The organism is Flavobacterium tiangeerense (genome assembly GCF_007830355.1).
GTDB classification, from domain to species: domain Bacteria; phylum Bacteroidota; class Bacteroidia; order Flavobacteriales; family Flavobacteriaceae; genus Flavobacterium; species Flavobacterium tiangeerense.
Window position 1 is genome coordinate 155,026 of record NZ_VLKO01000009.1, and the last position, 23,717, is coordinate 178,742.

A 23,717-nucleotide genomic window follows, 5' to 3' on the forward strand; every position below is an offset into this window, starting at 1 on the left:
ATTGGGCATCTACAAAAAATAAATCACAAAAAAACAGGCACTTTTGCCTGTTTTCTTGTTTTAGTAAAGTTACTGTTACTTCAACTTCTTGATTAGTTTAGTCTCGTCAGCAAACTTTTTGATAGTTATTTTAGGGTTTCCTACGAGCTGGATTTCAGTTTTATTTGCTGCATCAATACTTAATGTTGTGCTTGTATTTATGATGCAACTTGCATATCCTTCAATGGTTAGTTCCGTATTTTTCAGCGTTAATTTATTGGCTGTTAAGCTAGAGTTGTTGTCTAAACGCAAGATAGCATTCGAGGCATCACCTTCAATAGTAGCATCAGCTTTTTGGTACAAATCTGTTTTTAAATCAACGGTTGTAACCAGCGCTTTTAAACTAGAATTTTTACTCATTTCAATAGTTGCTTTTTCTGATTTGATATTAAGCTCACCTTTTGCTTTGTCATCGGCTTGGTAAACTACTGATTTAGAATTGATGTTTAAAAATAATTTAGACGTGCCGCTTGCTTTTAGGATTACGCTATCTAATAATAATTCTTGGATGGCATTTAAAGTAGTTTCATCTTTGGCTTGAATTGTTTTTAAATTCTCCGTATAGGTTACTCGAACAATCAATTTTCTATAAGCTGTAGCTTTTTTATTGGTGTAAATACGTAATGTTTTTTCGTTTTCGTCAAGTGCCACTACATCCTGTAAATTATCGTCCGTTTCAACTTTTATGCCTGCTTTTTCTCCTCTTTCTAGATGTACTTCTAGATTGTTTTCAATTTGTAAGGTTTCAAAGTCTGAAATTTTTCGTTCTACAATCGTAACAATTTTGGAACCTTTTACTTTATCAGATTTTTGTGCAAATGCTACACTTGCTGTTGCTATAAGTAGCACTAAGAGGAAATTTTTTTTCATGTCTTGATATTTATTACTAACAAATATAAAAAAAAATCATCCACTAGTAAGGGATGATTTTTTTGTTTGAAGTCTTTTATTCAGCATCAACGCTGCCGCCTGAACTAGTATTTTTTTGGATAGACTTAGGTTGTATGTCATAATGAATTACACCACCGCTAGAGGCCTCTGCATTTAAACTCACAATAGGATGCACATTGATACTCGCACCGCTGGAAACATCAGCCCTAACGGCATTTGTTAGCAAGTCATAAGCGTTGATTTCACTTCCGCTTGAAGCTGTATTTTTAGTCTCTAGCGCTTTTCCGTTTACTTTTATTTCACTACCACTACTAGTGTCACAGCTTACAACATCAGCTTCTATACTAAGGTCCATTGTTGCTGCACTTGAGGTATTAAGTCTAATGTTTTCTCCTTTTAAGGTGTTCTTACTCACAATCGTTGCTCCGCTTGTAGCTTCAAGTTCATCAATAACTGGCATTCTTACGATTACCTTTTTGACATCTGCATCATTCATTAAATTTTTGTCAAAGGTTATTACAAGCGTACCATTTTCAACTTCCGTAGTCAAATATTCTTGTAAGTTTTCATCAGTTTCTACAATGACTTCAACCTTGTCTGATTGTTCTATTTCAACATCAATGCCGCTATTTACTTCGATACTTTTAAATCGCTCTGTAATTTTTCGGTTTTCTGTGGTCACATTTCCATTTCCTTCAACAGCGTCAAAATTAAAATGGCAAGAGGTGCATAATAAGGCAATAAGTACACCTACAATAAACTTAGTAATGAGTGTGATAATTTTTAGCATGATTATTTATTTTTTACAATTATTCCGTCTTTGTTTATTGATAACCCTTTTCCAGAGCTGTTTTTAGTTTCGGTTGTGTTTTCTACACTGTTCTCTACTGAAGTACTATCAACTTCACTTGAATATTCAGAATTGTATACCTCTTCCTCTTGAGTTTCTGAATCATTATATTCATTTTCATCAGCAGGGCAATTTAAACATTTTATTTTATCTGTTGTAACTTTGTAAACGTAATTATCTGAGCTGTAGTGTAAATTAAAGAATTCATCGTCAGATCTGTCGTAGTTTTGTACAGATGAATCAGGCTTAATATGCGTGCCTACTGGAACAAATAGGGTGATATCTACACTTTGATCACGGTATTTATTTTTTAATTCAGTAATCATGTAATTATCTAAAACAATTTGATTCCCATTGATGGTATACGCATATTTAATTTTCTGAGCTCTTTTTTTAGCTTCGGATAATGATATACCTCTAGCTTCTTTTTCTATTTGAAGGTAAGGTAGTTTTTCATCTGTTTTTTCAATTTTAAAACGCACATCATTAGAGTAAATAATATTAGTTCCAGTGGAGTCTTGAGTTACCTCAAAATTTCTATTGTCATCTACGTTTTTGGCAAAATAATCGTTGTATCTAAATTTGATGTACAATGTATCTGTAGGTTTCAAATTAATGGTTTCTTTTTTTACATCTCTACCGTCTACTGCAAATGCACTAGCTTGTTTAATCCCAATTGAGATAGCAATTGAAACTGCAATAATCCAAATAGCAAGCAAGGTATATTTTACAATATTTCCTATTGATTTCATGTTTGGAGCCAGTAATTTAAATCCTAGCAACGTTAAGAAAAAGAACGGAATCCCAACTGCAAAAAACATAAGTAATCCAAAAGACCACACAGGATAATCAGTAAAATTGCCTGCTTCAATGAAATTTTGCCAAGGGAAATCGATAAACAATCCAGAACCCAATGTAAAAATACCAATCAACAAGAAGAATAAAACCGTGATTCCAGACAAGATCAATAATATGCCTAAGAATTTTGCAAAAACTTTAAAAACGGTCATGATAAAATCTCCAAACGAGCTTCCTAATTTGTTTGCTCCTGTTTTAATATGAACACCGTATTTGTCATAATCTACATTTTTTAGCTTTCCAGAAACGTTCTCAAACTCCTCTCTAACTTTTTTTTCAATGTTTGATATATTAACGGGTTCTCCAGTCATTTCAAGCTTTTCAGAGGTTGTTACGGCCTCTGGTGTTACAATCCATAAAATGATATACGCTAAAATACCAGTTCCAAAACCAGCAAAAACAAGCAATACTAGTACTATTCTAATCCACACGGCATCAACCCCAAAATAGTAACCCAATCCTTGTGCTACACCACCTAGCATCCCTTTTTCTTTATCACGATACAGTTTTTTAGTTCTTCTGGTCGTGTTTTGGTATGGTTTTGCTTCGGCGTTTTCGTCTTCAATGATATAGTCTTCAGGTTGCCCCATAACTGCAATCATTTCATCAACTTCTTTCAATCCTATAACATGCTTGTCGCTTATTTGTTTTTCATTCAATAATTCAGACACGCGCATTTCAATGTCTTTTAATATTTCATCGTGTCCAGATGAGTTTGATAATGAGCGCTTAATGGCATCAAAGTATCGAGTTAATTTTTGGTATGCATTTTCATCTATATGAAAAACCATTCCGCCTAGGTTTATATTTACAGTCTTGTTCATGATTATTATTTTTGGTTGGTTATAAGGTTTACAGCATCTGATAATTCAGTCCAGGTGCCACTAAGTTCTTTTAAAAAAGTTTGTCCTATTTCGGTCAAGCCATAATACTTTCTTGGTGGTCCTGATGTAGACTCTTCCCAACGATAATTGAGCAAACCGTCATTTTTTAATCGAGTCAATAAAGGGTAAATGGTGCCTTCAACAACTAGTAATTTTGCGTTTTTTAAAGTGTCTAATATTTCTGATGTGTATGCGTCTTTCTCTTTTAGTACTGATAGGATGCAAAACTCAAGAACACCTTTGCGCATTTGTGCTTTTGTGTTTTCAATGTTCATAATTTCATTTTTTTGATTTTGTGTGATTAAAACTGTTCATTCTTTGATTGATTTTCTGGATTTTACTCCAGCGTGATTGATTATTATGATGATTTTTTAGGAGCAGTCAACTCCAGTTTTTTAAGAACTTTTATTCCTGCTTTTCACTCTATCTTTTCTGGTCTCTAAAAAACGAGACCATAAAAGGATGCCGTTGCAATCAGGGCTATAGAGAACTTCGAGTGCTCTCATGTCTATTTTAAAAACGGGATGGTAAGCGGGTATTTATATGCTATGCCATTAGATGTTTGCATCGAAGCATAAATAATGTAAAAGAACTCAACAACTTTTAATATTAAAAAGAGTAAAAGGCTCACAATTCCTACGGTCAAAAATCCAGCATTGTCACTAAAATTAAAATCAGACAATATAAAATTGTGATTCTCATGCAAGCTATTCAACGGGATGTTTTTAAAAACAGTGATTAAAAAACAAGGAATTGCTATCATTAACAAAACTAATGAATAGAGTAATAAACTCAATTGAAAATTAATAGCTTGTTTCCCGTGGTGATCCACAAATTCCGATTCTCCTTTTTTAGTGCTCCACAATACAATTGGGAAAATGTAATTCCCAAAAGGAATAAAATATTGAGTTAGTGTACTCAAGTGTGTAAATGTGGCAATGTTTTTGTCTGTAGTTGTTTCCATTTTTTTTGATTTCTGATGATGATTGAAACTGATTTGATTTTTTGATTAATTAGGCTACCTAGTAATTTCTTATGCAAATATATGTTTAAAAAACAGTATCTTGTTTCGCATAGTACCAAATATTAACATAAAATTAACAAATAAATTTAATAGGCGTGCATAGTATTTTTTTGTATTTTAGCCAAATATCAAATGACAATACCCCTGACAGCCCATGTATTACCATTTGTAATTAAAATTCATAAACTAGAAAGCCTATGTTACTTACTGCATCAAAACTTAATAAATTTTTACTTTTCAAATTACCATCGGCTTTTATTTGCGGAGTTCGCGTAAAAAACATTGACGAAAAAAAATGTGTTGTATCCGTAAAACACCGCTGGATCAATCAAAATCCTTTTAACTCGATGTATTTTGCCGTTCAAGCTATGGCAGCAGAATTGACCACGGGCGCACTTGTGATGTTTCAAATTCAAAAAAGTGGTCGTAAAATATCAATGCTAGTAGCAAACAACAAAGGAAACTTTACCAAAAAAGCCACGGGTCGCATTACTTTTACGTGTAATGACGGTCATTTAATTGAAAAAGCAATTCAGGAAACTATTGCTACTGGAGAGGGGCAAACGTTTTGGATGAAATCCATTGGCACCGATGAAAAAGGAGTACAAGTTTCAGAAATGGACTTTGAATGGAGTGTGAGAGTAAAATAATATACTACTTATATAAAAGTAAAACGCCTCTATAAAGAGGCGTTTTTTGTTTAATACATATGGGTTTTTTAGCACTTTTTACCGGCACTTGATGCATCGCATTTTTTTCCTTTTGCTTTGCATGCTGCCATACATTTTTCAATTTCAGCTGCTGACATGGCTGCTTTTCCACCTTTTTTAGAACAACAAGCCTCTTTTTTTGCTTTTTCTTTGGCTACTGCTTTAACTTCTTGTGCATTCATTTGAAGTGTAAAAAAAGCAATTACAGCTAGGGATACTATTTTTTTCATAAGTTTTGATTTTTGATTGTTTGTATTTCAAATATAAAGATTTTATGTAATGTTGAATCGCTTCTTGTGAAAAAATTAGTCTTTATGCCGCCACTTTAACATATAAAAATAGTTTAAGAAGCTATTATAGTCATTTTTTGTATGAACTGGTTTCAATATCTAAAATGATATAAACGAGTTAATAATACATTCTAAAATCAAGTAATTTGCACAATGCATACTGTTTTTGATGCAGTTCTTCAACAATTTCAAAAATATCATCTTGCTCTTCAAACAGTCCAAAAAACAAACGGTCTAGCACGGTACTACTCACGTTAGGAAGGAATGCACCATAGCCCGAGACAGCTTTTGCACCAGTAACATCAATAAAATATTGTGCCTCATCTGGTGATAAATTAAGAATCTTTGAATTCGCAAAATGAACAATTTTTCCTCTCATTTTCCCTTCAAATAATTCGGCTATTTCTTCAAGGCTGTAAAAATATTCGTTGATGCAAATCGTATTGGCTTCGCCAGGCATTACCAGATAAATGATTTCATAATTGGTAAAATTATGATCGTCATATAGCAGTCTATTCAAGCTTTCTTCTAGTCCTTCTATGGTGTCACATGTTTTATAAATACTAGTCAATCCTTGATCTGAAGCTAGTTTTTCTAGATGTTTGACAACTTCGGTATCTAGATTTTCCTCTACATCGGCTACAGCCTCAAGACAGAAAATAAATGTATCGGTTTCCATTGTATTCGATTTAGATGATGTAAAAAATAAAGAATTCCAAATGGCACTATACCTGATTTAAAATATCTCATGATAACAAAAATAAGGTTCTACGGCTAAATTCTTGCCTAAACGAGTGTGAAGTTATTGCAAAAAAAGTGTTGTGAACACCGTTTTTTTTGTAAGACTAGTAATTGTTTTGGATATTTTTTTGCGACGAATGTTTTCTTATAAAACGCAATTAAGAATTATTGATATCTTTTTTTGAGTGCTATTAAGGCTAATACTTTGGTCTCTAATACGATATATTTGAGAAGTAAAATTGGGTCGATTGTTCGCAAAGCTATTTCTATTTCATGGTGAATCATGTTTAAAATGGCCTTGTTTTCCTCGGTAGTGGTATTCATTTTTAAAGCATGGATTACAATTTTATACGTAGACCGGTTGTATTTTCGTGTTTTTGAATTCAATCTTCTAAAACGGTAGGTACTCAAGGAATTTTTTAATTCTCTTTTTTGTAACAGAATTTGGTCTATGTAATCAAAGTTGTAGCTGCGCGCTGCTCGTATCCAGAAATCATAATCTTCATAATGCAAGTTTTCATTATAGCCGTTTAGTTTTTCATAAACTTCTCTTTTTGCCATTGCCGAAACGGAACAAACATTATTGTCTAAACGCAATAATCCTAAATAAATGTCGCCTGTAGGTTGGCTTTGTATTCGTTTTTTATTTTGGTCTACCTCAAAAAAATAGCTAAAATGCGTGTTGTCTTCAAAGATCATTTCGGCATTACCGTATACAATTCCAAGATTAGTGTAAGTGCTATTTTTAAACTGCTCTATTTGCGTGGCTACACAATCGGGATGGAGTAAATCATCAGTTGCAAAATCAATAATATAGGAGCCAGTTGAGCGCTTGAAGGCGGTATTAAAAGATTTTGTATTCCCTTGGTTTACACGATTGGCAATAAAAATAACATTGGGATAGTTAACGAGCCATTTTTCAATCTCTTCCACAGAATTGTCTGTGCTACAGTCATCTACAATAATAATTTCAATGTTTTTATGAGTTTGATTTACAATTGATTCCAGTCCTTCTTGAACAAATTTTTCATGATTGTAACAAAGACAGATAACGGAAACTAGTGGATTGTAATTCATTTGAACAAAGAAGTGTTTATATTTGAAGCTAAATTAGTAAATTAAAAATGATTCCGAAAAAAATAACAATTGCTCTAGTGGGCGATTCACTGGGTGGCGGTGGTGCAGAACGTGTCCATGCCGTGCTGTCTTGTTTTTTTGAAAGTAAAGGAATCGCGGTTCACAACATTATTTTTGTTGACGATATCGTTTATGATTACAAAGGAGTTGTGCTTAACTTAGATGAAAAAAATACAGCGACAACCTTTAAAAAGCTACAACGATTACAAGAGTTACGAAGTTATTTTAAAGAACATCATTTTGATTTTGTTCTTGATTTTCGCTATCGAGTGAATACGATAAATGAATTTTTGATGGCACATTATGTTTATCAATCGAGTATTATTTATACCATTCATAGTGGAATTTTACACAATTATATTTCAAAGAAACCCTGGATTGCCCGTTTTATTTATGGAAAACATAATTTTGTTACCGTAAGTAAAGCACTGGAAAGAGCGTTGCTCCAGCAGTATAATATTAAAGCTCAAACCATTTACAATCCTTTTGAAGTTGAAAAGATTCAACAATTAGCTCTGGCTAGTATGCCAATGGAGGATACCTATATTATTGCTGTGGGTCGAATGAACGAAAAGGTAAAACAATTTGATGTGTTGATAGAGGCGTATTCTAAAACGGTATTGCCAAAAAATGGGATAAAATTAAAAATTATTGGTTCTGGAATCTATCTTGAGGATTTAAAACGGCTTGTTGCTGAGAAAAATTTAGGTGATTTAGTAGAGTTTTTGGGTTGTCAAAAAAATCCTTTTTGTCACCAAAAAAATGCTCTTTTCACAGTAGTTACCAGCGAATATGAAGGACTTTCAAATGTGATTATAGAAAGTTTGTTAGTAGGAACTCCTGCCATTTCCTATGATTGTTTTGCTGGGCCAAGTGAAATTATTACAGACCGATTCAATGGTTTACTGGTTGAAAATCAAAATAAGGAGCAACTGGTTGAAGCCATAGATTTACTTTATACGGATGCTGAATTAAGAGCATTTTGCAAAGCGAATAGTGTACCAAGTGCGCTTCGGTTTTCAGTAGAAAAAATTGGAAATGAATGGCTTGATTATTTAAATACGAAGAGTTAAGATGCAAATAGAAATTATAGACATACCCAAGATTGAAAATGTGCTTGGGAATATTGCAGTCATAGAAAATGAGGTGATTCCGTTTGAAATTAAGCGTGTGTATTATTTATTTGATATTCCTAGTTCTTCAAAAAGAGGCGGACATTCTCATAAAAAGCTACAGCAAGTTTTAATTGCCATTTCAGGAAGTTTTGATGTAGTTTTAAAAGATGGAATTACAGAAAAAACCATTACCTTAAATAAACCTGACAAAGGATTATTGATTAAAAATGATACATGGCGCGAACTTGAAAATTTTTCATCAGGTGCCGTTTGTCTTGTCTTGGCATCAGCCACTTTTGATGAGGAGGATTATATCAGGGATTTTGATACTTTCATCAACTCAAAAAAATGAAACTACTTTATATAGTTCCAAATATCAATAATGAAGGAGGGGTTGCAAGAATCTTATCTTTTAAAACGGATTATTTTATTACACAATGCGGTTATGAAGTTCATATTTTGACTCAAAATAACGGGAATACTCCCTTGTTTTATTCTTTTCATGAGGATGTTGTGTTTCATGACATGCAATTAAAAGGTGCTGCTCCTTTGTTTGCTTTTCAATATTATAAGGCGTTAAATCAAAATATTTCCCTCATTAAACCAAATTGTATTCTAATTTGTGATAATGGATTAAAAGCTTTTTTACTGCCTTTTTTAGTTCGACGGAAAATTCCACTTTTGTTAGAGATTCACAGTTCCATTCATGTACAAGAACATCCCTCTTCTCATGCTGTATTCAGTTCCTTGAAACGGAATTTGCAATATCACTTCAAAAAGTATGCTGCTCAAAAGTATACTAAAGTTGTATTTTTATCCAATGAAAGTGCTCAAGAATGGAATGTTAGGAAGAAAGCAATAATTCCTAATCCATTATGGTTTGCCTTAAATTCTGTTGCGCCGCTTTCATCGAGAAAGGTACTTGCTGTAGCTAGAAATACTTATGAGAAAGGGCTAGACAGGTTGTTGCCTATTTGGAAAGAAGTCGTAACATTATATCCATCCTGGAAATTAGAATTATACTGTGGCAACTACCAAGATCTTGAGGTGTTAGCTCGAGAGTTAGGAATACAAGATTCGGTTGTTTTTTTAGACTCAACCAAAACGATTCAAGAGGTGTATTTACAAGCAGCCATTTATGTTATGACGTCTCGTTATGAGTGTTTTCCAATGGTTTTACTGGAGGCGATGGCTTCTGGAGTTCCTTGTGTTGCTTATGATTGTCCTTGTGGTCCAAGAGCAATTATAAATCATGGTGTTGATGGATTGCTCGTTGAAGATGGTAATCAAGATGAATTTATAAAACAATTGCAGTTGTTGATGAGCAATGAAACGCTTTGTTTAGAAATGAGCAAAAAAGCGCAAGCTACAAGTAATGCTTACCAGATAGAGCAAGTAATGCCTGAATGGCAAAAATTAATCAAGTCCTTAACCTAAAGACTTTGGGTTTGAAATAGAACATAAATAGCCCAATCTAAAACAATTAAAAAAGAATAATTTTGGATTGTTACTTTTTAAATTTTGTTCCAATGCTTTCGAAAATACTTTGAAAGCCAGAGCTATGCCATATTGAATTTTAGTTTTAATTAAAAAATCATATAGTGAAAGCAATTTGACAAACTTAGAATCAATTGTTTTTGTTTGATACAATTGCTGCAAATTTTCCAGAGATTGCTTGGTTTTACTTAAATAATCATAGTTTGTGTCAATATCACCATGTTCTACACCATTTTCAAGATGCATTAAAGAAAAAAGTTTGAGACTCAAGCGATAGGAAAGTTGGGTATCGTCATGACCGTATTTGGTGGTATTCGTGTCAAATCTTACCGTGTCAAAACACTTTTTTTTGATGAGTGTATTGTTAAAAAGCAGTGCAGAATACCCTTTTTTTTCTCGTTCAGGGGCACTTTGGTCTTCCATATAGCGACCGTATTTCCAGCGCAGTTTTTGATTATTTGAAGGGCACTTTTCAGGATGAACTCGGCCACCATAAACAATATCGAAAGTGTTTATTTGTTTGATGTAGTGGTGAATAAAGTTTTTGTTTGTGATAATTGAATCGCCATCTAAAAAAAGCAGCCAATCATATTTTGATTGTGCTGCTAGATTATTTCTATTTTCTCGGTGGCTAATATTATTTTTTAAGGAAACAAAGCTACAATGTGATAAGTCGTTTATTTTTTCATTAAAAAGATTCAAATCTGATTCTGAAGCATCATCTTGACAAATAATTTCGAATGGTATTTCTTGTTCGACGCATTGTCTATGCAGTTCTTGAACGGTAGGAAATGCATTGAAATTATAAATAGGAACAAGAATAGAAAGCATTACGAATTGCGTTGCTGTATCACTTCGAATATTTTAGAATCTTCACATTTTAATGTTTTGGATGGGAATTTCATCAATAAAGCATAATCATGCGTAGCCATAATGATTGTTTTTCCTATAGCATTAATCTTTTTTAGTACTTCAAGAACTTCGGCACTGGTTTGAGGATCAAGATTTCCCGTAGGTTCATCAGCAAGGATTAGCTCAGGGTCATTAAGTAATGCGCGAGCAATTGCTACACGCTGTTGTTCTCCACCAGATAATTGATGTGGCATTTTTTTGCCAAATTCACCCATCCCTACTTTATTTAAAACTTCCTCAATTTTAGCTTCCATTTCACCGTTATCGGTCCATCCAGTAGCTTTTAGCACAAATAACATGTTGTCATTTACGGTGCGATCTGGTAGTAACTTAAAATCTTGAAAAACAATTCCAATTTTTCGACGTAAAAACGGAATGTCATCTTCTTTTAAAGTTGCTAAATCAAAGTCAACAATTGTTCCTTCTCCCTCTGTCAAAGCCAAATCAGCGTAAAGTGTTTTCATTAAACTACTTTTACCAGAACCTGTTTTACCAATGATATAAAGAAATTCGCCATGCTTTACCTCCAAGTTTACATCAGATAAAATTGATTTATTTTCTTGATAAATAGTTACATTTTTTAAGGATAGTACGGATTGTGACATGTTTTACATTTGTTTATGGGGTAAAAGTAATAAGTTAACGCAACGATTCAAAATAAATTCTGTTGTAATGCTTAGAATTCGATAAAAAATTAAAGAACAAAATCAAACCCACCGTTTCTAAAAATAATCCTAGAACAGTATGCGAACCAACAGCAATTGTAAAAAAATCATAATAAATCCCGTATTCAATTCGTTATAGACTCAGAATATAATACATTTGAATTATTAAAATAAAAGTACAATGCGTAAACTTTCTCAATGTTTTATAGGTAGCCTTTTTATCTATGCCACTAGTCTTAGTGCACAAAAAACAGCAATATATACTCATGACTCCAGGGAATTTGACAAAGCAGTCTCATTATTCAAAGATGATCAATATGCATCTGCCCAATTAATTTTTAATAAAGTAAAAGAAACAGCCACCACCGAGGAGCTAAAATCAGATTGTACTTATTATGCCGCAAACTGCGCCATTAGAACCAACCAGTCTAATGCAGATGAGTTGATGGAACAGTTTGTTACAGATTATCCCACGAGTGTAAAACAAAATCAAGCGTATATAGAGGTAGCGCAATTTCACTTTAAACAAGGAAATTATCCTCAAGCTTTGCAATGGTTCGATAAAGTTGACGAGTCTAGTTTGAGTAGAAATGATCAAGATAAGTTTAATTTTCAAAAAGGATATGGTAACTTTAATGCTAAGAAACGCAAGGAGGCAACTGCGTATTTTAACAAAGTAATTAACTCACAAGAATATGGTTCACAAGCTAAATACTACCTAGGATTTATGGCTTATGAGGGCGATGATTATAAGCAAGCAACTAAATATTTTGATGAAGTTTCGGGTGAGGAGAAGTACAAAGAAAAATTGTCGTATTACCAAGCCGATATGAATTTTAAGCTTGGTAATTTTCAAAAAGCTATCGATTTAGGGCAAAAAGCAATGGCTGGTTCAAATGCTTTAGAAAAATCAGAGCTGAATAAAATCATTGGCGAAAGCTACTTTAATCTAAAACAATACAGCAACGCAATTCCTTTTTTAGAGGCTTATAAAGGCAAAAAAGGGAAGTGGACAAATACAGATTTTTACCAATTAGGTTATGCGCATTACAAGCAAAAAGATTTTGAAAATGCAATCAGTCAGTTTAATAAAATAATAGGAGGGAAAGATTTTGTGGCACAAAATGCCTACTATCATCTGGGCGAAAGTTACTTGAATACAGATAAGAAACAACAAGCATTAAACGCTTTCAAGAATGCGTCTGAAATGGATTTTGATCTCGCCATTCAAGAAGATGCGAGTTTAAATTATGCTAAATTGAGTTATGAATTAGGCAATTCCTATCAAAGTGTACCAGCCGTTTTACAAGCTTTTTTAAAGAAATATCCAGAGAATGCGAATAAAAATGAGATTGAGAAATTATTGATAGACTCCTATATTTCTTCTAAAAATTACAAAGAAGCGCTCGTATTATTAGAAAAAAATAAGTCACCCGAAAATAAAGTAGCGTACCAAAAAGTTCTTTTTTACCGAGGATTAGAATTGTACACCGACGCAAATTTTAATGAAGCTTTGAAAATGTTTACCAAGGCTTTAACCGAACAAAAAGATCCTGTTTTTACTGCTAGAACAATTTTTTGGAAAGCAGAAACAGAATATGTTTTAAATGATTTTAAAGAGGCTTTACTCACTTTCAAACAGTTTACAAATGCGGCTCAGGCAAACACGGTTCCGGAGTTTAAAAATCACAATTACAATATAGCATACACGTTCTTTAAGTTGAAAGAATACGAACAAGCTGGGAATTATTTTCAAAAACAAATTGATAACGCTACTGCGGATAAAGTTCGTTTTCAAGATTCTTATTTAAGACTTGCGGATTGTCGATTTGTAACTTCAAAATATGCGGAGGCCTTACAAGCGTATTCAAAAGTGGTAGACTCAAAAAGTGTAGATGCTGATTATGCTTATTTTCAAAGAGCTATTTCGTATGGTTTTATGGGTAAAAATGATAAAAAAATTAATGATTTAAATTCATTTTTAGAGGCCTATCAAAAATCTGATTTTAGAGATGATGCGTTGTTTGAACTAGCAAATACCTATGTTGCTGAAAACGAAAATGACAAAGGAATTAAGACCTACGACAGATTGAATACCGAGTTTAAAAACGGAACATTTACTTCTAGATCAATTTTACGTCAAGGTTTAATTTTTTACAATACAGATAAAGACGATCAAGCATTAGTCAAATTTAAAAAAGTTGCTGCTGATTTCCCTAGAACTCCTGAGGCACTAGAGGCTGTAGCAACAGCTAGATTGATTTATGTAGACACGGGACGAGTAAATGAATATGCAACGTGGGTTAAGACACTCGATTTTGTTGCTGTAACGGATGCAGAATTAGACAATGACAGTTATGAGGCAGCCGAAAAGCAATTTCAGCAAAACAATACAAAGCAAGCTATTGCTGGATTTGCAAGTTATGTAAGTCAGTTTCCACGCGGACTTCATGCTTTACCAGCTAACTATTATTTAGCGCAACTTTATTTTACAGATGGTGCCGAGAACAAAACTATTCCGCATTATGAGTACGTAGTGGCTCAGCCTCGAAATGAATTTTCAGAGCAGTCTTTGTCTCGATTGTCTCAAATTTATCTTAAAAATAAAGATTCAGAGAAAGCAATTGCAATGCTAACTAGATTGGAAAACGAAGCAGAAACGTCTCAAAACAAAACTTTTGCTCAGTCTAATTTGATGAAATTGTATTACGACAATAAAGACTATCCTAATTCGGGTGTTTATGCCGAAAAAGTATTGCTAAATCCTAAAACGGATAATGGAGTAAAAAGTGATGCTCAAATTATCATTGCCCGTGCTGCAATAGTTAACGGAGACGAAGTAAAAGCGAAAAGCGCTTATGCAAAATTAATGGCTACGGCCAAAGGAGAACTGGCAGCAGAGGCGTTGTATTATGATGCCTATTTTAAAAACAAAGAGGCTAATTATGAAGCTTCGAATACAGCGGTGCAAAAATTAGCTAAAAGTTATGCTAGTTATAAATATTTTGGTGCTAAAGGATTGGTGCTAATGGCTAAGAATTTTTATGGACTGAAAGATAGTTTTCAAGCCACTTATATTTTAGAGAATGTTATTCAGAATTTCACTGATTTCCCAGATGTTGTTGCTGATGCTCAAAAAGAATTAGATATTATCAAAACCGAAGAGTCCAAAACAAACTCATCTGTAACTAAATAATTGCTTCACAGAATTGTTTGGAAATGATGTTTGATTTTTAATAAAATAGAAAAATGAATTTAGATTTTTATATAGTAGATGTTTTTACGGATGCTAAGTATGCAGGCAATCAACTTGCTGTTTTTTTTGGTGCCGAAAGCCTGAGCAAAGTTAAAATGCAACAAATTGCAAAGGAAATTAACTTTGCCGAAAGTACTTTTATTACCCATATTAATAAGGAAACAAATAGTGCCGAAATTAAAATTTTTACCCCTGAACATGAAATGCAGTTTGCAGGGCATCCCATCATTGGTACATCATGGGTTTTAATGAATAAAATTTTCAATGACAATCCATCAACTATTACAATACAGGTTCCTGTGGGAGCAATTCCTGTTAATCAAAAAGATGGATTTATTTGGCTTCAGGCAGCACAACCTACTTTTTTAGACGTTTATTTGAAAGATGATTTTTCTTCATTTAGTACTTTGTCACAAGATGATTTTGATATAAATTTCCCTATTCAAGAGGTGACTACTGGTAGCGCATTTGTGATGGTACCAGTAAAAAATGAAGAGGTGCTGGGCAAGATTGTTTTGGATAAAAATAAAGCAGAACAATGGTTGCGCCAAAATTGTAAAACACCACATAGGGCTTTTTACTTTTTTTGTTTAGAAAATGAAAAATTATCTAGCAGAATGATGTGTATAGAGAACAACCAATTGATTGAGGATGCGGCTACAGGTAGTGCCAGTACATGCTTGCAAGCATTTTTGTTACAATACCACAGCCCAGAAATAAAGCTTGTCAATCACCAGGGACATTTTATACATAGGCCTTCTCAAATTTATTTTGACGGAACCAAAAGTGGTGAAAATTATGAAATTAAAATTGGTGGCAAATCTCAGTTTCTTGCAAAAGGAGTATGGGAAGTATAAGCTTGCATAAAAAAGCATTAAAAAAATAAGAAGTAAACACAATAGAAATGACATTGAATCCATCCATTATAAACGTACAGAATCATAGCAAAATCGGAATTTTAAAGCCGTTAGTATTGGGCTTTTTGTTTATGGGTATAATTCCAATTTCTTGGTCACAAAAAAAAGAGCAAATAGGGACAGAAACGGTAAACGTAGTCAAGCCATTTACTCCTAAAATTTCAGATGCCTTTAAAGTCAAAGAAGTTCCTGAACTTGAGGAAGTGGGTAATTCGAAAAAAGAAACGGTTAAATATGCTATTTTTTCATTTCCAGTAGCATCAACTTTTACACCTTCAAAGGGAAAAGCACAAGGAGTTGAAAAGGAAAAACAACCTCATGTTTTTAAAAATTATGCCACATTTGGTGCGGGTAATTATGGAACACTTGTAGGAGAACTGTTTGTGAATCATGATTTAAATGCTACTGATTATGTGGGTGGAATGTTCAGGCACCACTCCTCGCAAGGCGGGATTAACACGATAGATTTAGATAATAGTTTTTATGATACAGCATTCGATATTATGTACGGTTCAAATCAAAAAACGCTTTCGTATAATCTTGATTTGGGTTACAATAACCAAGTCTACAATTGGTATGGGTTGCCTTTAAATTTTGGAAATTCCTTAACTAATTCTGATAAAGGAGTTTTACTTGCTAGTATAGATCCTAAACAAGCGTACAATACTTTGTCTTTCTCAGGAAACGTAGTGCTTACCGAGGGAATATTAGATAAGGCTACTCTCAAATTTAATAGATTTACGGATCTTTATAAATCAGCCGAAAATCGTTTTGTGGTAAAGCCCACACTTGAACTTCAAGTAATGGATTATGCTGTAAAAACAGATGTTATTGTGGATTATGTAGGCGGAAATTTTGTCACTAATAACAGCAATACAGCAGCTATTGATTATGGTTTTGCAAATTTTGGACTCTCGCCAAGTTTTGTGATGCAAGAGAAAGATTGGACTTTAAATCTTGGTGCTACTATTTATTATAGTTTGGATACCAAAAACAGCAATAGCTCTTTATATATCTATCCAAAATTTAATGCGTCTTACAAAGTGGTGGGCGATTTGATGATATTTTATGCTGGTGCCGAAGGGAATTTAAACCAAAATTCCTATCAAGATTTTGTGACCGAAAACTCATTTTTGTCTCCTACCTTGTTGATTAACCCTACCGATAATCAATATGAAATCTACGCAGGTCTTAAAGGAAAGTTGAGCAATACTGTGAGTTATACCTTGAGAGGTTCGTATAACAATGAGCGCAACAAGGCTTTGTTTAAAAGCAATGATTATAGTGAGAGCGGCACAAATATGAACTATGGTTTTGGGAACTCATTTCAAGTGGTGTATGATGATATGCGTACCCTTCGTTTTTTCGGAGAACTTAAAGCTGATTTTTCAAAGGATGTTTCTTTTGGAATAAACGGAAGCTTTAGCAGTTTTACAAATGATTTTCAACAAGAGGCTTGGAACTTACCAGCAATTCAGATTAAAGCAAATCTTGACGTGGATATCACAGAGAAATGGTATGCTGGCGCAAATGTATTTTATGTAGGAGAACGTAAAGATCTTCAAAACAGCACTACTTTTTTACCATCAACTACTCCGATTATATTAGAAGGATATTTTGATGTGAATGCAAATGTGGGTTATAAATACAATGAGCAATTAACGGGTTTTATAAAATTAAACAATCTAACCAATAACAACTATCAAAAATGGTTGAATTTCCCAGTGCAAGGTTTTCAATTTTTAGTGGGAGCCAATTATAAGTTTGATTTTTAATTTTTTTACCGAAGCACACGGTTCAAACGAATGCACAGAGACCACAGAAAATATAATTAAAATACTTTGTGAACATTGCGCTTTCTTTGTGAACTTTGTGGTTAAATTTTAAATTATGACTTTCAAACAAAAAATCCACACTCATTATTTACAGTTGGTTCAAGACCGTATAGATGTCTTCAAAGACATGATCACGGCACTTACTGAAGATTCTAAAAATGATGCCAAAGGTTCAGCAGGCGATAAACACGAAACGGCTTTGTCGATGATGCACCTTGAGCAAGAAAAACTCAATCATAAATTGAAAGAAGTATTGGGTCAAAAAGCCATTTTAGATAAAATTGACTCCACTACAAGTGCTCAAACTATTATTGTGGGAAGCTTGGTCAAAGCCAATGGTATTTATTTGTATGTAAGTGCAGCACTTCCTAAAATTGCTGTTGATGGTATCAATGTAATTGCACTTTCTCCGCAATCACCATTGGGCTCGAAGTTAATGGGAAACCAAGAAGGATTTACTTTTGAGATTAATGGTTCAAAGTATATCATTCAATCAATTCAATAAAAATTTTGTGCTATTTACACTTTACAAGTAGAGTCTGTTTTTTATTTAGATTTTAATTGGTGTTTTGCAGTATTTAGTTATTTTTAGTTTAAATATGTAACTGGATATCGGCTTTGTGTTTTACAGATGAAACTATAATTGCATCTTTGCTTTATCAAAATAAATAAATTCATTTATAAAATATAGCATTATGTGTGGAATAGTATGTGCGTTCGACCTGAAACAAAAAGCAGAAGTTTTAAGACCTAAGGTTTTAGAAATGTCAAAAATAATTCGGCATCGTGGACCAGACTGGAGTGGAATTTTCAGCAACGAAAAAGCCATTTTATCGCATGAACGTTTAGCAATTGTGGATCCAGCATCGGGAAAACAACCTTTATTTAGCGAAGACAAACAGCTTATCTTAGCTGCCAATGGTGAGATTTACAACCATAGAGCATTGCGCAAGCAATTTGAAGGCAAGTATAATTTTCAAACAGAAAGTGATTGCGAAGTTATTTTGGCACTTTACAAAGAAAAAGGACCTCATTTTATAGATGAAATGAACGGAATTTTTGGCTTTGCCATTTATGATGTAGAGAAGGATGAATACTTCATTGCAAGGGATCACATGGGAATTATTCCTTTGTACATCGGTTGGGATGAGCACGGTACGTTTTATGTTGCTTCTGAATTGAAAGCTTTAGAAGGATATTGTACAAAAATTCAATTATTTCCTCCTGGACATTATATGACGAGTAAAGATGGCGAATTTGTACAATGGTATAAAAGAGATTGGACTGATTATGATGCTGTAAAAGATAACGAAACAAACATTCAGGATATAAAAGTAGCATTAGAAGCAGCCGTTCACAGACAATTAATGAGTGATGTACCTTATGGTGTTTTACTTTCTGGCGGGTTAGATTCCTCTATAACTTCGGCTGTAGCCAAAAAATTTGCACAAAAACGCATTGAGTCTGGTGATACTACCGATGCTTGGTATCCACAATTACACTCATTTTCAGTAGGATTAGAAGGTTCTCCTGATCTTGCAGCAGCGCAAATTGTAGCAAACCATATAGGAACCATTCATCACGAAATTAAATTCACGATTCAAGAAGGTTTAGATGCGGTCAAAGATGTAATTTACAACTTAGAAACTTATGATGTAACTACCATTAGAGCATCAACACCTATGTGGTTGATGGCGAGAGTTATTAAGTCAATGGGTATAAAAATGGTACTTTCTGGTGAGGGAGCTGATGAACTTTTTGGAGGCTATCTATACTTTCACAAAGCGCCAAATGCAAGGGAATTTCACGAAGAGAATGTGCGTAAACTAAGTAAACTGCACATGTACGATTGTTTGCGTGCGAATAAGAGTTTGGCCGCGTGGGGAATCGAAGGACGTGTTCCTTTCCTTGACAAAGAATTCATGGATGTGGCCATGCGCATCAACCCGCAAGATAAAATGATCAATGCAGCGCATCCCATGGAGAAATGGGTGGTTCGTAAAGCATTCGAAGATATGTTGCCACCAAGTGTAGCGTGGAGGCAAAAAGAACAATTTAGTGATGGTGTAGGGTACAGCTGGATAGATACTTTAAAAGAAGTTGTTGCCGTTGAGGTTTCTGACGAACAATTAGCAAATGCCAAATATAAGTTTCCGTTGCAAACACCAACATCAAAAGAGGAATATTACTATCGTTCTATCTTTCACGACCATTTTCCTAGTGACGCTGCCGCACTGTGTGTACCTCAAGAAGCCAGCGTTGCATGTAGTACTAAAATAGCTTTAGAGTGGGATGAAGCTTTCAAGAACATGAATGATCCATCGGGTAGGGCTGTAGCAAGTGTTCATGATGATGCTTACGCAAAAGTGTAGCAAAATAGTTTAATAATTAGTAAAGGAAACGCACCCGAAAGGAGTGCGTTTTTTTATGTATAAAAATAACATTAAACCTTAAAATGGTTTTAATTCTAAATTAATGCGCTCTATTTCAGGACAGTTTTTTATATTAGCGTGACTAAATTATAACTTATGAGAGCTTTTGCTTTACTTTTTTCGACACTATTTTTAATTTCATGTAACCAAAACAAAAAAATTATGGTGGATGCCATAATTACTGATGCTACTATTTATACCGTAAACAACACTTTTGACAAAGCTACCGCTATGGCAATTGATAAAGGTAAAATTGTTGCAATTGGGACAGATACTGATATTGAAAATAAATACCAGTCTAAAAACATTACAAAGGCTGATGGGAAGTTCATTTATCCGGGATTAATAGATGCACATTGCCATTTTTACACCTATGGATTGAGCTTACAAGAGGTTGATTTGCGTGGAACAAAGAGTATGGCAGACATCATAAGTCGTTTAAAAGCTTTTCAAAAAGAAAAAAATTCTGCATTTATTGTTGGTAATGGTTGGGACCAAAACGATTGGGACGTAAAAAAATATCCAACAAAGGCTGATCTTGATGTTGCATTTCCTGATATTCCAGTAGTTTTAAACCGAGTAGACAGTCACGCCATTATTGTAAACAGTAAAGCTCTTGCGCTTGCAGGAATTACAAAAGATACGAATGCCGAAGGTGGTCAAATAGAAATTGTAAACGGTGAGCCTACAGGAATTTTAGTAGACAATCCGATGGAATTAATTTTTAAAATTATACCTAAACCAACTCGTAAAATTCAAATAGCAGCTTTATTAGACGCTGAAAAAGTAATGTTTGATTATGGTTTAACAACCGTAAATGATGCTGGACTTGATCCAGATATTATTCACTTGATGGATAGTTTACAAAAAGCAAAACTGATGAAGCTTAATGTGTATGCTATGGTTACGGCCAATCAAAAAAATATTGATATGTACCTTAAAAAAGGAATTTACAAAACAGATCAACTTAATGTAAGATCTTTTAAAATGTATGGTGATGGAGCTTTAGGTTCGCGCGGCGCTTGCATGCACAAACCGTATTCGGATAAGCCGGGTCGATATGGAGCCCTACTAGCGCCTGTTGTAGGACTAAAATCGGTTGCGAAACAAATTGCGAATTCAAATTTTCAATTGAATACACACGCTATTGGTGATTCTGCAAATACAGTAATTTTAAAAATTTACAAAGAGGTATTGGCTGGAACCAAAGACAGACGATGGAAAATAGAACATGCTCAAGTGTTGCGTGAGGCTGATTTTGATTATTTTAAATTTGGCATTATTCCATCTGTTCAACCCACGCACGCTACATCAGATATGTATTGGGCCGAAGAACGCCTTGGAAAACAAAGATTAAAAAACGCTTATGCTTTCAAAAAACTCCTTCAAAAAGCTGGGACGGTTGCTTTAGGAACAGATTTTCCTGTGGAGGAAGTGAACCCAATGCTTACTTTTCATGCTGCCGTAACTCGTAAAGATGTTAAGGATTATCCTAAAGGTGGTTTTCAAATGGAAAATGCGCTATCGCGTGCCGAAACCTTGAGGGGAATGACGCTCTGGGCTGCTTATTCTAATTTTGAAGAAAAAGAAAAAGGAAGTTTAGAAGTAGGCAAATGGGCTGATTTTGTAATTTATGACGAAGATTTAATGAAAGTGAAAGAAAACATGATGGTCAAAATGAAACCAATTAGTACTTTTATTAAAGGACAAAAAGTAAAATAACAAAGTAAGTATAGTATAAGTTGATTTTATCTTTAAAATCAGAAATTGAAATGGTTTTTTGTTTCATTTTTAATTGAATGTGTTGTTTTTACTTTCAATTAGAAATTAAAGATGTTGATTGTGTTTTAAATGTGTAGTCGGAAATGCATATTTGCAGTTCTCGTTTGTTTAACAATTAAATAGAATAAGTATGTGTGGAATATTGGCCATCATTGGTAAAGGAAAAGAAGAGCAATTGGTTAGAGATCTCTCTAGTCGAATGTCACATCGTGGACCTGATGAACGGGATTTGTATGGCATGCCTAATGGTCATTATTTAAGCCATGAGCGCCTTTCTATAATTGACTTGCATTCAGGAAAACAACCTATTCAAGGTACAGCTACTGCTTACATGGTTCACAATGGTGAAATATATAATTACTTGGAATTAAAGCAAGAATATTTGAGTAACCATGTATTTCGTACCCAATCAGATTCGGAAGTTATTGTGCATCTTTATGAAGAGTTTGGATATAATTTTTGTGATAAATTAGACGGAGATTTTGCTTTTGTAATCATTGATGGTGATGATTACATGGCAGCAAGAGATCCCTTGGGTGTGAAACCCCTGTATTATGGTTTAGATGAAAGAGGCAGGATGTACTTTGCATCAGAAATGAAAGCAATTGCAGATCAATGTAAAACCTTTTCAACTTTTCCGCCAGGACATTATTATACCGCAAAAACAGGTTTTGTAAAATATTACAAGCCAGAATATGAGTATTTTGTAAATGAATACCAAGATGTGGATTATCAATTAATCCGTCAATGTTTGACTATTGCTACTCAAAAAAGGTTAATGGCAGATGTTCCATTAGGGGTTTTATTATCAGGTGGTTTAGATTCATCATTAACAACAGCAATAGCTTCTCGTTTACTTAAAAATAAATCAGAACCCTTGCACTCCTTTGCAATAGGAATAGATGAGAATGCTCTGGATATTGTTGCTGCTAGGAAAGTGGCTAATTTTTTAGGAACGCAACATCATGAGGTTTTTTTTACAGTGGAGCAGGGTATTGAACTACTTGAACAAATAATTTACCAAATAGAAACATATGATGTAATCTCAGTAAGAGCAAGTGTTCCAATGTATTTTTTGTCTAAAGTTATTGTTGAAAAAGGGATTAAAGTAGTTTTATCTGGCGAAGGTGCTGATGAAATTTTTGGAGGATATTTGTATTTTGCAAATGCTCCTTCAGTAGCTGATTTTCAACGCGAAACAATAGAGAGAGTACAAAAAATATTTACTGCCGATTTGTTGAGAGCTGATAAAGCAACAATGGCTCATGGTCTTGAAGTTAGATTACCTTTTTTAGATCAAGCTTTTTTGGATCTTGCAATTAGGATTAATCCAGAGCAAAAACTACCTAAAACATTTAGGGGTAAAGAAAAATATATTTTACGAAAAGCATTTGACACTCCTGACGATCCCTATTTGCCAGATGAAATCTTGTGGAGGCAAAAAGAACAATTTTCAGATGGAGTAGGCTACAGTTGGGTCGATGAATTAATTGCTTATTGTGCAACTCAAGTATCTGATGAACAATTGGCTACAGCGTCGAAAACTTTTCCATATAATTCGCCTACAACAAAAGAAGCCTATCTTTATCGTTCTATTTTTCAAAAGCATTTCCCGCAATTGAGCGCTGCCCAAACAGTAAGAAAGTGGATTCCAAAGTGGCAAGAAAATTTAGATCCTAGTGGAAGGGCTAATGCTGCTCACGAAGAATCAGCATACGCTGGAATAGCGTAAATTTTAAATACGATATTCATTATTTTATCTTGAAAGATTTTCAAAACCACCTATAAACAGTGGATTTTGAAAGTCTTTTTTTGTGCTTCCTAATTTTTTATTTTGTGATTCATACGGAATGAGTGAGACGACCCATTTTTCAATCTATTT

General features: G+C 33.9%; 21 protein-coding genes. 11 read left to right on the forward strand and 10 right to left on the reverse strand.

What is annotated here, in order from left to right; genetic code table 11:
* Window positions 1–75 precede the first annotated feature (75 nt).
* The 5 genes from IQ05_RS11945 to IQ05_RS11965 form a co-directional block, all read right to left on the reverse strand.
* The gene (locus IQ05_RS11945) at window positions 76–909 is read right to left on the reverse strand and encodes a GIN domain-containing protein (RefSeq protein WP_144893262.1); all 834 of its coding nucleotides are present in this window, start codon (window positions 907–909) and stop codon (window positions 76–78) included.
* 76 nt (window positions 910–985) lie between these two features.
* On the reverse strand, window positions 986–1,720 hold the full coding sequence (locus IQ05_RS11950) for a head GIN domain-containing protein (protein WP_144893264.1): 735 nt from the start codon (window positions 1,718–1,720) through the stop codon (window positions 986–988).
* A 2-nt stretch (window positions 1,721–1,722) separates the two neighbouring features.
* Window positions 1,723–3,462: a PspC domain-containing protein gene (locus IQ05_RS11955; RefSeq protein WP_144893266.1), complete on the reverse strand. Its 1,740-nt coding sequence runs from the start codon at window positions 3,460–3,462 to the stop codon at window positions 1,723–1,725.
* Between the two features lie 5 nt (window positions 3,463–3,467).
* Window positions 3,468–3,797 carry a PadR family transcriptional regulator gene (locus IQ05_RS11960; RefSeq protein ID WP_086454625.1) on the reverse strand — a complete coding sequence of 110 codons (330 nt, stop codon included), beginning with the start codon at window positions 3,795–3,797 and terminating at the stop codon, window positions 3,468–3,470.
* 233 nt (window positions 3,798–4,030) lie between these two features.
* Window positions 4,031–4,486, reverse strand: a complete 456-nt coding sequence (locus tag IQ05_RS11965; RefSeq protein WP_144893268.1) for a DUF4870 domain-containing protein — start codon at window positions 4,484–4,486, stop codon at window positions 4,031–4,033.
* Window positions 4,487–4,743: 257 nt separating this feature from the next.
* Between IQ05_RS11965 and IQ05_RS11970 the strand changes: the two genes are divergently transcribed.
* Complete coding sequence (locus tag IQ05_RS11970) at window positions 4,744–5,196, forward strand: DUF4442 domain-containing protein (RefSeq protein WP_086453722.1); 453 nt, start codon at window positions 4,744–4,746, stop codon at window positions 5,194–5,196.
* Window positions 5,197–5,264: 68 nt separating this feature from the next.
* On the opposite strand, the gene IQ05_RS11975 is transcribed toward IQ05_RS11970, so the two are convergent.
* The 3 genes from IQ05_RS11975 to IQ05_RS11985 form a co-directional block, all read right to left on the reverse strand.
* A complete protein-coding gene (locus tag IQ05_RS11975; RefSeq protein WP_144893270.1) occupies window positions 5,265–5,486 on the reverse strand; it encodes a hypothetical protein in 222 nt (73 codons plus the stop codon).
* 178 nt (window positions 5,487–5,664) lie between these two features.
* Entirely contained in the window at window positions 5,665–6,225 is a 561-nt protein-coding gene (locus IQ05_RS11980) for a DUF6642 family protein (protein ID WP_144893272.1), read from the reverse strand.
* A 227-nt stretch (window positions 6,226–6,452) separates the two neighbouring features.
* Window positions 6,453–7,364, reverse strand: coding sequence for a glycosyltransferase family 2 protein (locus IQ05_RS11985; protein ID WP_144893274.1), 912 nt, complete (start codon window positions 7,362–7,364; stop codon window positions 6,453–6,455).
* A 47-nt stretch (window positions 7,365–7,411) separates the two neighbouring features.
* Here IQ05_RS11985 and IQ05_RS11990 point away from each other — a divergent pair, with 47 nt between their 5' ends.
* Genes IQ05_RS11990 through IQ05_RS12000 form a run of 3 tightly spaced genes read left to right on the forward strand, consistent with a single transcriptional unit; the run spans window position 7,412 to window position 9,976 of the window.
* Window positions 7,412–8,497 (forward strand): glycosyltransferase, encoded by a 1,086-nt coding sequence (locus IQ05_RS11990; RefSeq protein WP_144893276.1) that lies wholly within the window; start codon window positions 7,412–7,414, stop codon window positions 8,495–8,497.
* A 1-nt stretch (window position 8,498) separates the two neighbouring features.
* Entirely contained in the window at window positions 8,499–8,891 is a 393-nt protein-coding gene (locus tag IQ05_RS11995) for a sugar 3,4-ketoisomerase (RefSeq protein WP_144893278.1), read from the forward strand.
* A complete protein-coding gene (locus IQ05_RS12000; protein WP_144893280.1) occupies window positions 8,888–9,976 on the forward strand; it encodes a glycosyltransferase in 1,089 nt (362 codons plus the stop codon). The genes IQ05_RS11995 and IQ05_RS12000 overlap by 4 nt, the downstream gene beginning before the upstream one ends.
* Here IQ05_RS12000 and IQ05_RS12005 read toward each other — a convergent pair.
* Window positions 9,968–10,867 carry a glycosyltransferase family 2 protein gene (locus IQ05_RS12005; protein ID WP_144893282.1) on the reverse strand — a complete coding sequence of 300 codons (900 nt, stop codon included), beginning with the start codon at window positions 10,865–10,867 and terminating at the stop codon, window positions 9,968–9,970. The two genes, IQ05_RS12000 and IQ05_RS12005, sit on opposite strands and share 9 nt — an antisense overlap.
* A complete protein-coding gene (locus tag IQ05_RS12010) occupies window positions 10,867–11,553 on the reverse strand; it encodes a cell division ATP-binding protein FtsE (protein WP_144893284.1) in 687 nt (228 codons plus the stop codon). The genes IQ05_RS12005 and IQ05_RS12010 overlap by 1 nt, the downstream gene beginning before the upstream one ends.
* Window positions 11,554–11,794: 241 nt before the next feature.
* On the opposite strand from IQ05_RS12010, the gene IQ05_RS12015 reads away from it, so the two are divergent.
* From IQ05_RS12015 to asnB (IQ05_RS12045), 7 genes are all read left to right on the forward strand, one after another.
* Entirely contained in the window at window positions 11,795–14,809 is a 3,015-nt protein-coding gene (locus IQ05_RS12015) for a tetratricopeptide repeat protein (RefSeq protein ID WP_144893286.1), read from the forward strand.
* 53 nt (window positions 14,810–14,862) lie between these two features.
* On the forward strand, window positions 14,863–15,726 hold the full coding sequence (locus IQ05_RS12020; protein WP_144893288.1) for a PhzF family phenazine biosynthesis protein: 864 nt from the start codon (window positions 14,863–14,865) through the stop codon (window positions 15,724–15,726).
* 47 nt (window positions 15,727–15,773) lie between these two features.
* Entirely contained in the window at window positions 15,774–17,561 is a 1,788-nt protein-coding gene (locus IQ05_RS12025; RefSeq protein WP_244289569.1) for a TonB-dependent receptor, read from the forward strand.
* 115 nt (window positions 17,562–17,676) lie between these two features.
* Window positions 17,677–18,126: a hypothetical protein gene (locus IQ05_RS12030; protein ID WP_144893290.1), complete on the forward strand. Its 450-nt coding sequence runs from the start codon at window positions 17,677–17,679 to the stop codon at window positions 18,124–18,126.
* Between the two features lie 190 nt (window positions 18,127–18,316).
* Entirely contained in the window at window positions 18,317–19,993 is a 1,677-nt protein-coding gene (gene asnB / locus IQ05_RS12035) for an asparagine synthase B (protein ID WP_144893292.1), read from the forward strand.
* Window positions 19,994–20,149: 156 nt separating this feature from the next.
* Complete coding sequence (locus tag IQ05_RS12040; protein ID WP_144893294.1) at window positions 20,150–21,775, forward strand: amidohydrolase; 1,626 nt, start codon at window positions 20,150–20,152, stop codon at window positions 21,773–21,775.
* A 190-nt stretch (window positions 21,776–21,965) separates the two neighbouring features.
* Entirely contained in the window at window positions 21,966–23,567 is a 1,602-nt protein-coding gene (gene asnB, locus IQ05_RS12045; protein ID WP_144893296.1) for an asparagine synthase B, read from the forward strand.
* The last annotated feature ends 150 nt before the right edge of the window (window positions 23,568–23,717 follow it).

Coding starts and splice junctions, on each gene's coding strand:
- IQ05_RS11945 (WP_144893262.1), bottom strand. CDS start 909: ATGAAAAAAAATTTCCTCTTAGTGCTACTTATAGCAACAGCAAGTGTA.
- IQ05_RS11950 (WP_144893264.1), bottom strand. CDS start 1,720: ATGCTAAAAATTATCACACTCATTACTAAGTTTATTGTAGGTGTACTT.
- IQ05_RS11955 (WP_144893266.1), bottom strand. CDS start 3,462: ATGAACAAGACTGTAAATATAAACCTAGGCGGAATGGTTTTTCATATA.
- IQ05_RS11960 (WP_086454625.1), bottom strand. CDS start 3,797: ATGAACATTGAAAACACAAAAGCACAAATGCGCAAAGGTGTTCTTGAG.
- IQ05_RS11965 (WP_144893268.1), bottom strand. CDS start 4,486: ATGGAAACAACTACAGACAAAAACATTGCCACATTTACACACTTGAGT.
- IQ05_RS11970 (WP_086453722.1), top strand. CDS start 4,744: ATGTTACTTACTGCATCAAAACTTAATAAATTTTTACTTTTCAAATTA.
- IQ05_RS11975 (WP_144893270.1), bottom strand. CDS start 5,486: ATGAAAAAAATAGTATCCCTAGCTGTAATTGCTTTTTTTACACTTCAA.
- IQ05_RS11980 (WP_144893272.1), bottom strand. CDS start 6,225: ATGGAAACCGATACATTTATTTTCTGTCTTGAGGCTGTAGCCGATGTA.
- IQ05_RS11985 (WP_144893274.1), bottom strand. CDS start 7,364: ATGAATTACAATCCACTAGTTTCCGTTATCTGTCTTTGTTACAATCAT.
- IQ05_RS11990 (WP_144893276.1), top strand. CDS start 7,412: ATGATTCCGAAAAAAATAACAATTGCTCTAGTGGGCGATTCACTGGGT.
- IQ05_RS11995 (WP_144893278.1), top strand. CDS start 8,499: ATGCAAATAGAAATTATAGACATACCCAAGATTGAAAATGTGCTTGGG.
- IQ05_RS12000 (WP_144893280.1), top strand. CDS start 8,888: ATGAAACTACTTTATATAGTTCCAAATATCAATAATGAAGGAGGGGTT.
- IQ05_RS12005 (WP_144893282.1), bottom strand. CDS start 10,867: ATGCTTTCTATTCTTGTTCCTATTTATAATTTCAATGCATTTCCTACC.
- IQ05_RS12010 (WP_144893284.1), bottom strand. CDS start 11,553: ATGTCACAATCCGTACTATCCTTAAAAAATGTAACTATTTATCAAGAA.
- IQ05_RS12015 (WP_144893286.1), top strand. CDS start 11,795: ATGCGTAAACTTTCTCAATGTTTTATAGGTAGCCTTTTTATCTATGCC.
- IQ05_RS12020 (WP_144893288.1), top strand. CDS start 14,863: ATGAATTTAGATTTTTATATAGTAGATGTTTTTACGGATGCTAAGTAT.
- IQ05_RS12025 (WP_244289569.1), top strand. CDS start 15,774: ATGACATTGAATCCATCCATTATAAACGTACAGAATCATAGCAAAATC.
- IQ05_RS12030 (WP_144893290.1), top strand. CDS start 17,677: ATGACTTTCAAACAAAAAATCCACACTCATTATTTACAGTTGGTTCAA.
- asnB (WP_144893292.1), top strand. CDS start 18,317: ATGTGTGGAATAGTATGTGCGTTCGACCTGAAACAAAAAGCAGAAGTT.
- IQ05_RS12040 (WP_144893294.1), top strand. CDS start 20,150: ATGAGAGCTTTTGCTTTACTTTTTTCGACACTATTTTTAATTTCATGT.
- asnB (WP_144893296.1), top strand. CDS start 21,966: ATGTGTGGAATATTGGCCATCATTGGTAAAGGAAAAGAAGAGCAATTG.